Origin of the sequence: Arsenophonus sp. ENCA (assembly GCF_002287155.1) — a bacterium.
In the GTDB taxonomy this organism is placed as follows: Bacteria; Pseudomonadota; Gammaproteobacteria; order Enterobacterales; family Enterobacteriaceae; genus Arsenophonus; species Arsenophonus nilaparvatae.
Window position 1 is genome coordinate 1 of sequence record NZ_NHNG01000796.1, and the last position, 8,749, is coordinate 8,749.

5 protein-coding genes are annotated in these 8,749 nt (G+C 38.6%); 3 read left to right on the forward strand and 2 right to left on the reverse strand.

Annotated elements, in window-relative coordinates:
• Nucleotides 1–281, forward strand: a 281-nt coding sequence (locus CBG25_RS20680) for a transposase family protein (protein WP_290603775.1), incomplete at its 5' end; no start/stop codon positions are given.
• Nucleotides 282–374: 93 nt separating this feature from the next.
• Here the strand turns inward: CBG25_RS20680 and CBG25_RS20685 are convergent.
• The gene (locus CBG25_RS20685) at nucleotides 375–1,277 is read right to left on the reverse strand and encodes a phosphoethanolamine transferase (protein ID WP_290608953.1); all 903 of its coding nucleotides are present in this window, start codon (nucleotides 1,275–1,277) and stop codon (nucleotides 375–377) included.
• A gap of 530 nt (nucleotides 1,278–1,807) precedes the next feature.
• Here CBG25_RS20685 and tadA point away from each other — a divergent pair.
• Complete coding sequence (tadA, locus tag CBG25_RS20690; RefSeq protein ID WP_290608954.1) at nucleotides 1,808–2,296, forward strand: tRNA adenosine(34) deaminase TadA; 489 nt, start codon at nucleotides 1,808–1,810, stop codon at nucleotides 2,294–2,296.
• A gap of 87 nt (nucleotides 2,297–2,383) precedes the next feature.
• Here tadA and mltF read toward each other — a convergent pair whose 3' ends face one another.
• Nucleotides 2,384–3,835, reverse strand: a complete 1,452-nt coding sequence (gene mltF / locus CBG25_RS20695) for a membrane-bound lytic murein transglycosylase MltF (protein WP_290608955.1) — start codon at nucleotides 3,833–3,835, stop codon at nucleotides 2,384–2,386.
• 266 nt (nucleotides 3,836–4,101) lie between these two features.
• On the opposite strand from mltF, the gene purL reads away from it, so the two are divergent.
• Nucleotides 4,102–7,992 (forward strand): phosphoribosylformylglycinamidine synthase, encoded by a 3,891-nt coding sequence (gene purL / locus CBG25_RS20700; RefSeq protein WP_290608956.1) that lies wholly within the window; start codon nucleotides 4,102–4,104, stop codon nucleotides 7,990–7,992.
• Nucleotides 7,993–8,749: the final 757 nt, after the last annotated feature.

Sequence of the window (8,749 nt, forward strand, 5' to 3'; positions counted from 1 at the left end):
AGGTAACCATCTGGGCAGATACCGGTTTTCAAGGTATAGATAAACAGCATCCTAATACACAAATCCCAAAAAAAGGAACTCGAAAAAGACCTTTATCGCCTGAACAAAAACAAGAAAATAAAATAATCTCGGGCATCCGTATTACAGTTGAACACGCCATCGCGGGTATCAAGCGCCTCGGTTGCATGACCCAAATTTTACGGAATCGTAGACCCTTTATTGATGATACCTTCTTACTCCTTAGCGCAGGTCTTTGGAATTTCCATCTCAGAACAGCGTAAAATTTACTTCAATCACCGAAACACCCTTATTTCACTATTAAGCAACACGCTTAATGAATAAACATGAAATAACACCAGTACATAAATTAATAACTAATTATTTAAAATCAATAAATTACTTAAAACATGGAAACGCGAATATACGTAAATAATTACTATGTTACACAGTGTTGCTAACAGTTGATCAGTGTTTTTTATGCTCTGTATATAGCATGAAATCTCTTCACTTTTGTAAAAAGTTTCATAGTGATCATTAGTCCTTGCGCAAGCGCGAGGATGACTACCAATTAAATGAACAATAATGAATTTTTTGGCCTGAGGAGCTTTGATTGCTGTTGCGATTTGTGGCAGTAATTCATCATCATTGGTCTCTTTACTATTATAACTTGCTTTTTTCAAAAAAAACGAATGATCTGCTTTTTTCCCCATAGAGGCAATCGGTGTGTCGTATATACCAACGGCTCCCTGATTTGACAACCAATAAGTAGTAAATCCCCATTTTTTTGCCAGCGCAATAACGCTATTGGCTAATTTTGGTGCTTGAGTCAGGGAACTGGTTAATGATGGAATAGTTGATGAAGCGGCTGAAATATAATGGTTGAATAGAATACCATTAGCGCTATCCATAAATGGGGTATTATTAATTGGAAAGCCATAAACGTGCATAAAATCGCGTCTAGCGCTTTCACCAATCACCATAACATAGGTATCAAATGGCGTGGCACTATTGTTTGGCTGGAAGTCATCTGTTTGCGCAAGTAAATTAAAAAGTTTATTGGTTTCTTCTTTGGCACTATTGAAGTCTTTGACAAATTTGATTTCTGGATAACCGCTATTTAAAATATCGAATTCACCCGTTTCTTTATAATCTTTTATTGGGCCATATAGAAGAAACGCCAAAAAGGTAATAAAAGCACCAATCTTTTTTGTTACCGGTTTTAAGCTTAAATGTTGTACAGAAAAAGCCGAACAGTAAAATAAATAATGATCCAGCATAAAGATAGTATGGAATATTACTAATAAATTCTATTGCTTCATTTAAATTGGTATAAGTAACTGATGTTGCTATGGTTAATGAGGGATTGCCATAGAGTAGCCTAATCGGAAAATATAGCGCTGCAATAATGGTGAATATAATAATGAATCCACTATATATTATTCGTAACTGATTGATAACGATTAGCAATGCGACGATACCCGCTGTATAGTTTAGTCTTGGTGGGTAACCCATAGCGTAATGAATTAGGCTGAATAATATAATAAGTAGCGATATTTTCAGCAAAAAATTTCGATTATTATTTATTAATTTTTTTATCATTTATTATATCCGATTTAGATCAGTGACTACCCTTAATGCAACAATACACAAAGTTAAATTAGTTAATTTTATTAATAACATAAGTGATTTTATGGGTGGTTTATTTATGAGATGGCTATTAATTAGTATTAAAGAGTTATTAAATCATAAGTTGATATTATATTATAACTATTTTTGCGATTTAAATTAATATTTTAGGTTTTTATTCGTGGATCAAGCCAAAAAAGATGTTTATTGGATGCGAAAAGCTATTTTACTAGCCAAAAATGCTCAAGAAAAAGGTGAAATTCCTGTTGGCGCGGTATTAGTACATGAAGAAGATGAATTGATTGCAGAAGGTTGGAATCATCCTATTTTGTCTCATGATCCATCCGCTCATGCGGAAATTTTAGCTTTGCGCGCAGCGGGTCAATCTTTACAAAATTATCGCTTACTCAATACGACGCTTTATGTGACACTCGAGCCTTGTATTATGTGTGCCGGAGCTATGATCCATGCGCGCATCGGTCGTTTAGTATATGGCGCCTCTGATCAAAAAACTGGTGCTGCTGGTTCAATTATTGATGTTTTTAATCATCCGGATATGAATCATCGTATTCTGGTATTGGGAGGGGTTTTGGCCGATGAATGTTCGACGATGTTAAGTGGTTTTTTTCAACAGCGGCGAGCAGAAAAAAAATTGGCCAGGAAAGGGTAGCGTTGATAAATTAAATCTGCCTAAGTCGCTTAGTAAGGCGGCTTAGGCAGAAATAGAAGCTAATACTGTTTGTAATGATTAGCTAAATTAGTCACTACTTTTTTCTTTGCTGCTGGTTCTAGAGAATAATAGCGGATCCCTTGCAGCGAGCTGCATACTTTGATTCATTTCCTTATTCTGTAAGTAACCCACCAAACTTTGATGATAACGGCGAATATTTTCCACATAGCGATAGGCTTCATAGCCACGTGCATAGCCGTAGGTTAATTTAGCAAAATATTTTTTCTTGCTAAGTAGCGGCAGTCTGGCTTTTACATCTAACCAACTGTCTGGATCTCCGCCTTGTATGCGCGTCAGTTTCCTGGCATCAAGCATATGTCCCAACCCCATATTATAGGCCGATAAGGCAAACCAAATACGATCATCAGGCGCAATAGTGGTTGGTAAGCGCGAAATCAGATATTGCAAGTAAGCGGCGCCACCTTTAATACTTTCCTCTGGATCCAGCCTATCTGACACACCCATAATTTGTGCAGTAAGTACTGTTAGCATCATTAAACCACGAACACCAGTGGGTGATGTGGCTAGTGGATCCCAGTGTGATTCCTGCCAGGAAATTGCCGCTAGTAGACGCCAATCTATATCTTCTGCATATTTTTTAAATAGATGCTTATAGGTTGGCAAAGTTTTATTAATTGCAGTAATAAAAGAAAGCGTATCAAAATAGTCAAAAGTAGCAACATGACCAAAATATTTTTCATCTAAACGTGTTAAAAGTTCTTCTTCATTACTTTTATTGAAGAAGTCTAACATTGCTGCATTTAGACTATTATCTTTTGAGCGCTTCATATACCAATTAAGGCTATGATCGTCGCTAACATTAAAAGCGACGGCAATGTTTGGATGAATACGTTGCTGCATAGCGACGACAATAGAATTTTCTAAGGTATAATCAATTTTCCCTTCGGCTAGCAGTTGCAATAACTCAGTCGCATTATAATGACTGGTTTCTTCCCATTGAAGATTTGAATATTTTTGCTTCAACTGTTGCAGCGTATTAGCGTTTACCGAATCAGTGGCAACGACAAACTTTCCTTTTACATCGTTCAAAGAGCGTGGACGACTTACCCCTTTGCGATAAATTAGCTGCTGGGAAACGGTATAGTAGGCAGGGCCAGGCTGTGCTTTATCGAGGCGCTTCTCATTATAAAGAAGTCCTGCAGTAATAAAGTCACTATTACCGTTTTCAAGGTCATTAAAAAGTTGATTGATATTTGAACGTACATTGATACATAGCTTTACGCCAAGGTAATCGGCAAAGCGTTTAGTCAGTTCGTAATCAAATCCGCTTGCTTCTTGCTTATCGTTAAAGGACATAAGGGGTGAATTAATGGTACTTACACGTAATTCACCGCGAGAAATAATTCTCTTCACCTGGTCTTGCTGCTGGTTGGGCCACTCAATATTAAGTGTAATGACACCAACAGAAATTATAGAGACAATAACGATAACAAGATAATTAATTCTAATATTAATCAAATGGTTATATCTCGTTAGTTAAACATATTTTCTTAATTAAAATGACCAAATTATGGCCAATTTTTTAAGAGCCTGACATTCTGCTTAACAAAAGTAGAATTTGCAACTTAATTTAATCTATTTTACATATATTTAACATTTGTGGGTGTGTGATAAATGTGCACGCAAACGGTTTCGTAACGGTTTATGATGCTTTATAATAGCCTTCCAGTTTTCCTGATACATATCCTTCAGGCCAGCTTTATAAGTTAAGAGAATCTATTACTATGGAAATTCTGCGTGGCTCACCCGCTTTATCGACATTTCGCATTACTAAGCTTCTTTCCCTATGCCAGCAGCAGCAACTACCGGTTACTGATATTTATGCTGAATATGTACACTTTGCTGAACTTGGTGCGCCATTAAATCAGGATGATCGACAAAAACTAAGTCAATTGCTTCATTATGGCCCTTCGTTAACTGAACAACAGCCTACAGGCCAGTTACTCTTGGTTACTCCGCGGCCAGGCACTATTTCACCTTGGTCTTCAAAGGCAACGGATATTGCTCATAACTGTGGATTACAGCAGGTTATCCGGCTTGAGCGTGGAATTGCTTATTATATTATTTATTCCTCGCCATTGGATATATCACAATTGGATGATTTATCTGTCATTTTGCATGATCGGATGGTTGAAACTGTTTGGACTTCTTTCGAGCAAGCAAAATCACTCTTTATGCACCATAAGCCGGCACCAATGGTGACGATAGAAATATTAAAAAACGGTCGTCGTGCACTTGAATTGGCAAATATTGAATTAGGCTTAGCGTTAGCTACAGATGAAATTGATTATTTAATGGATGCCTTCCAAAAATTAGAACGGGATCCAACGGATGTTGAACTCTATATGTTTGCGCAAGCTAATTCAGAACATTGTCGGCATAAAATATTTAATGCTAGTTGGGTTATTGATGGTAAATCACAACCTAATTCTTTGTTTAGTATGATAAAAAATACCTATCAACAAACGCCAGATTATATTTTATCAGCTTACAAAGATAACGCTGCCGTAATGGAAGGATCGAATATCGGGCGTTTTTTTCCTGATTCAGTAACCGGCAAGTATGATTATCATCATGAAAATGCTCATATTTTGATGAAAGTAGAGACCCATAACCACCCAACAGCGATTTCTCCTTGGCCTGGTGCTGCCACTGGTTCAGGCGGAGAAATACGTGATGAAGGGGCAACAGGGCGTGGTGCAAAGCCTAAAGCCGGTTTAGTTGGATTTGCTGTTTCTAACTTACGTATTCCAGGTTTTAAACAACCTTGGGAACAAAATTTTGGCAAACCACAAAGTATTGTTAGTGCGCTTAATATTATGCTTGATGGGCCATTGGGTGGCGCCGCTTTTAATAATGAATTTGGCCGACCCGCTTTATTAGGTTATTTTCGCACTTATGAAGAGCTAGTGAATAGTCATAATGGAGCAGAATTACGTGGTTACCACAAACCGATTATGTTAGCAGGCGGTATAGGTAATATTCGGGCAGAACATATTAAAAAGGGCAATATTCCAGTTGGCGCTAAATTAATCGTATTAGGTGGTCCATCGATGAATATTGGGCTGGGAGGTGGTGCAGCTTCATCGATGACTTCAGGGCAGTCTGATATTGATCTTGATTTTGCTTCGGTGCAACGTGATAACCCTGAAATGGAGCGCCGTTGTCAAGAGGTTATTGATCGGTGCTGGCAGTTGGGTACTGATAATCCGATCCTATTTATTCATGATGTTGGCGCTGGTGGGCTTTCTAATGCTATGCCTGAATTAGTGAATGATGCTGATCGTAGCGGAATATTTGAACTACGTCAAATATTGAATGATGAACCAGGCATGGATCCTCGTGAGATTTGGTGTAATGAATCTCAAGAGCGCTATGTATTAGCTGTTTTACCTGAACAACTTCCCCTATTTGAGTCTATCTGTCGTCGAGAACGCGCGCCATATGCTGTTGTTGGTGAAGCGACGGAAAATCGCGATCTTGTTCTTAATGATAGTTATTTTACTAACCAGCCTATTTGCATGCCGTTAGATATTTTGTTAGGTAAAACGCCTAAAATGCTACGTGATGTTAGTTCTCAATTTGCTGCCGGTAAGCCGATTAATCGAGAAATGATAACCTTAACCGAAGCAGTTAAACGGGTATTACATTTGCCAGCAGTAGCAGAGAAAACTTTTCTGATTACTATTGGTGATCGCAGTGTTACCGGAATGGTGGCCCGCGATCAAATGGTTGGCCCTTGGCAGATCCCGGTTGCTGATTGTGCGGTCACGACAGCTAGTTTAGAAAGTTATTATGGCGAAGCTATGTCGATCGGTGAGCGCTCACCCATTGCACTATTGGACTATGCGGCATCTAGCCGGATGGCGGTTGGAGAAGCGTTGACCAATATCGCTGCTGCTTATGTTCAGGACTTAAAACGGGTGAAGCTTTCCGCTAATTGGATGGTAGCCGCGGGACATCCTGGTGAAGATGCCGGTTTGTATCAAGCGGTGAAGGCTATTGGTGAAGAGCTATGTCCGGCATTAGGTTTAACCATCCCGGTTGGTAAAGATTCGATGTCAATGAAGACCACCTGGCATGATGGCGAACAGATTTGTGAAATGACGGCCCCGCTTTCTGTGGTTATTACCGCTTTTTCCCGGGTTGAGGATGTTCGTCTGACGATTACACCTGAACTGAAAAGTGATCAAAATAATGCATTATTATTAATTGATCTCGGGCAAGGTCATAATGCATTGGGAGGTTCAGCACTTGCACAGGTATATCGGCAAATAGGTGATCATGCTCCTGATGTTCGTGATGCTAAATTATTAACCGGTTTCTTTAATGCAATTCAGACGCTTATAAAAGAACAAAAATTATTAGCTTATCATGATCGTTCCGATGGTGGCCTATTTGTTACATTAGCAGAAATGGCATTTGCCGGTCATTGTGGGTTAGATATTGATGTCGGTCATTATGATAAAGATGTTCTTGCTGCTTTATTCAGCGAAGAATTAGGGGCAGTCATTCAGGTCAAGCAAGCGGACAGGGAAATGGTGGAAGTATGTTTGGCCGAGCATGGATTGGCTGGGTGTGTACAGTATCTTGGTACAGCAATTAAAGACGATATTGTTACTATCAATAGTCACGGTAAAGAAATTTATCGTGAAAAACGTAGCCAATTGCGTTTATGGTGGGCTGAGACTACCTGGCAAATGCAACGTTTACGTGATAATCCTGCGTGTGCAGATCAAGAACATCAGGCTAAACAAGATCTGACAGATCCTGGATTGAATGTAAAAATAAACTTTGATCCAGCAGATGATATTGCAGCGCCTTATATTATGACAACTCCGTCACCTAAAGTGGCTGTTTTACGTGAACAGGGTGTCAATTCCCATGTTGAAATGGCGGCCGCATTTCACCGTGCAGGTTTTACTGCCATTGATGTGCATATGAGTGATTTGTTAGCAGGCAGAGTAACACTCGCTGATTTTCAGCTATTAGTTGCCTGTGGCGGCTTTTCTTATGGTGATGTATTGGGGGCGGGAGAAGGCTGGGCAAAATCAATTTTATTCAATTCACGCGTACGTGACGAATTTGCAGGCTTTTTTACTCGTTCTGATACTTTATCATTAGGCATGTGTAATGGCTGTCAAATGATGTCTAATCTCAATCAGTTGATTCCAGGTGCTGAGCATTGGCCACGATTTGTACGTAATCGTTCAGAACGCTTTGAAGCGCGTTTTAGTTTGGTCAAAGTGATGGAAAGTCCTTCACTATTTTTACAAGATATGGCTGATTGTCAGCTACCAATAGTGGTATCTCATGGTGAAGGTCAAGTTGAAATGCGAGACACTACGCATCTTGACCAATTGGAAAAAAATCATTTAGTAGCGCTACGTTTTGTTGATAATTATGGTCAGGTTACTCAACAGTATCCAGCAAATCCAAATGGATCGATTAATGGTATTACTGCAGTGACCAGCTTAGATGGGCGGGCGACTATCATGATGCCGCATCCTGAGCGAGTATTTCGTACAGTTACCCATTCATGGCATCCGCCAGAATGGGGCGAAGATAGCCCCTGGATGCGTATTTTCCGTAATGCGCGGCGGCAGCTGGGTTGATATTGATATAAATATTTTTCCCTATGGCTAATTAAAGTGATAAAAACTTGGTTAGTCATAGGAGATAAAATGTAGTTTTTGCGCGGTTTATTGAAAATAAGTAAAAATAAATTTCATTATGAGCTAAATTTAGCTGAAATTTGATGTTGATTATTATTAAAATTTGCTTATTAAATCTTATAACTGTCGTCAATTAGCTAAGTGATAAAAATAAATTGTCTCTAATTGGCGACATTTAATTGTATGATTTTTTGTTAATATTCTATTCACTTAATGAAATGTCGCTAATAGGCGACATTTTTATTAAAAATCATGGCATTAAATTTAATGAAAAACTATTTTAAATGATTAAGAAATTTATTTTCCATTAAATTTCAATAAATTAATAAATTTTTTTTAAAAGTTGGCATATAAGGTGCATATTATATTGGGTAGTCGCTCATTCAACTTTTTATGTTGGTCCCAATTAATAGAGGGATGCATACCACATAAACCAGGAATGATGCCAAAAGTCAGGTGCCTACGGTCCAGCAGCATGATATTTGCTTATAAACAAGCTTTATCAAACATAGGGCGACACGTGGAGTGAGGCACCATCTATTAAAAATTCGCTGCTCTCCTCGCCAATATGAGGCTGTCGCAAAAGCTCATGTTATCGATTAAAATTTGCTTTATTCGTTTTAAACGCAGATCTTTTATGACCGTATTTACTCGCAAACTGGAATCGCCATCTCACACCAAACGTAAGTTTGTCAAA

Excerpts from the sequence above, each read along its gene's own strand:
- purL (WP_290608956.1), top strand. The coding sequence starts at position 4,102 with ATGGAAATTCTGCGTGGCTCACCCGCTTTATCGACATTTCGCATTACT.
- CBG25_RS20685 (WP_290608953.1), bottom strand. The coding sequence starts at position 1,277 with ATGCTGGATCATTATTTATTTTACTGTTCGGCTTTTTCTGTACAACAT.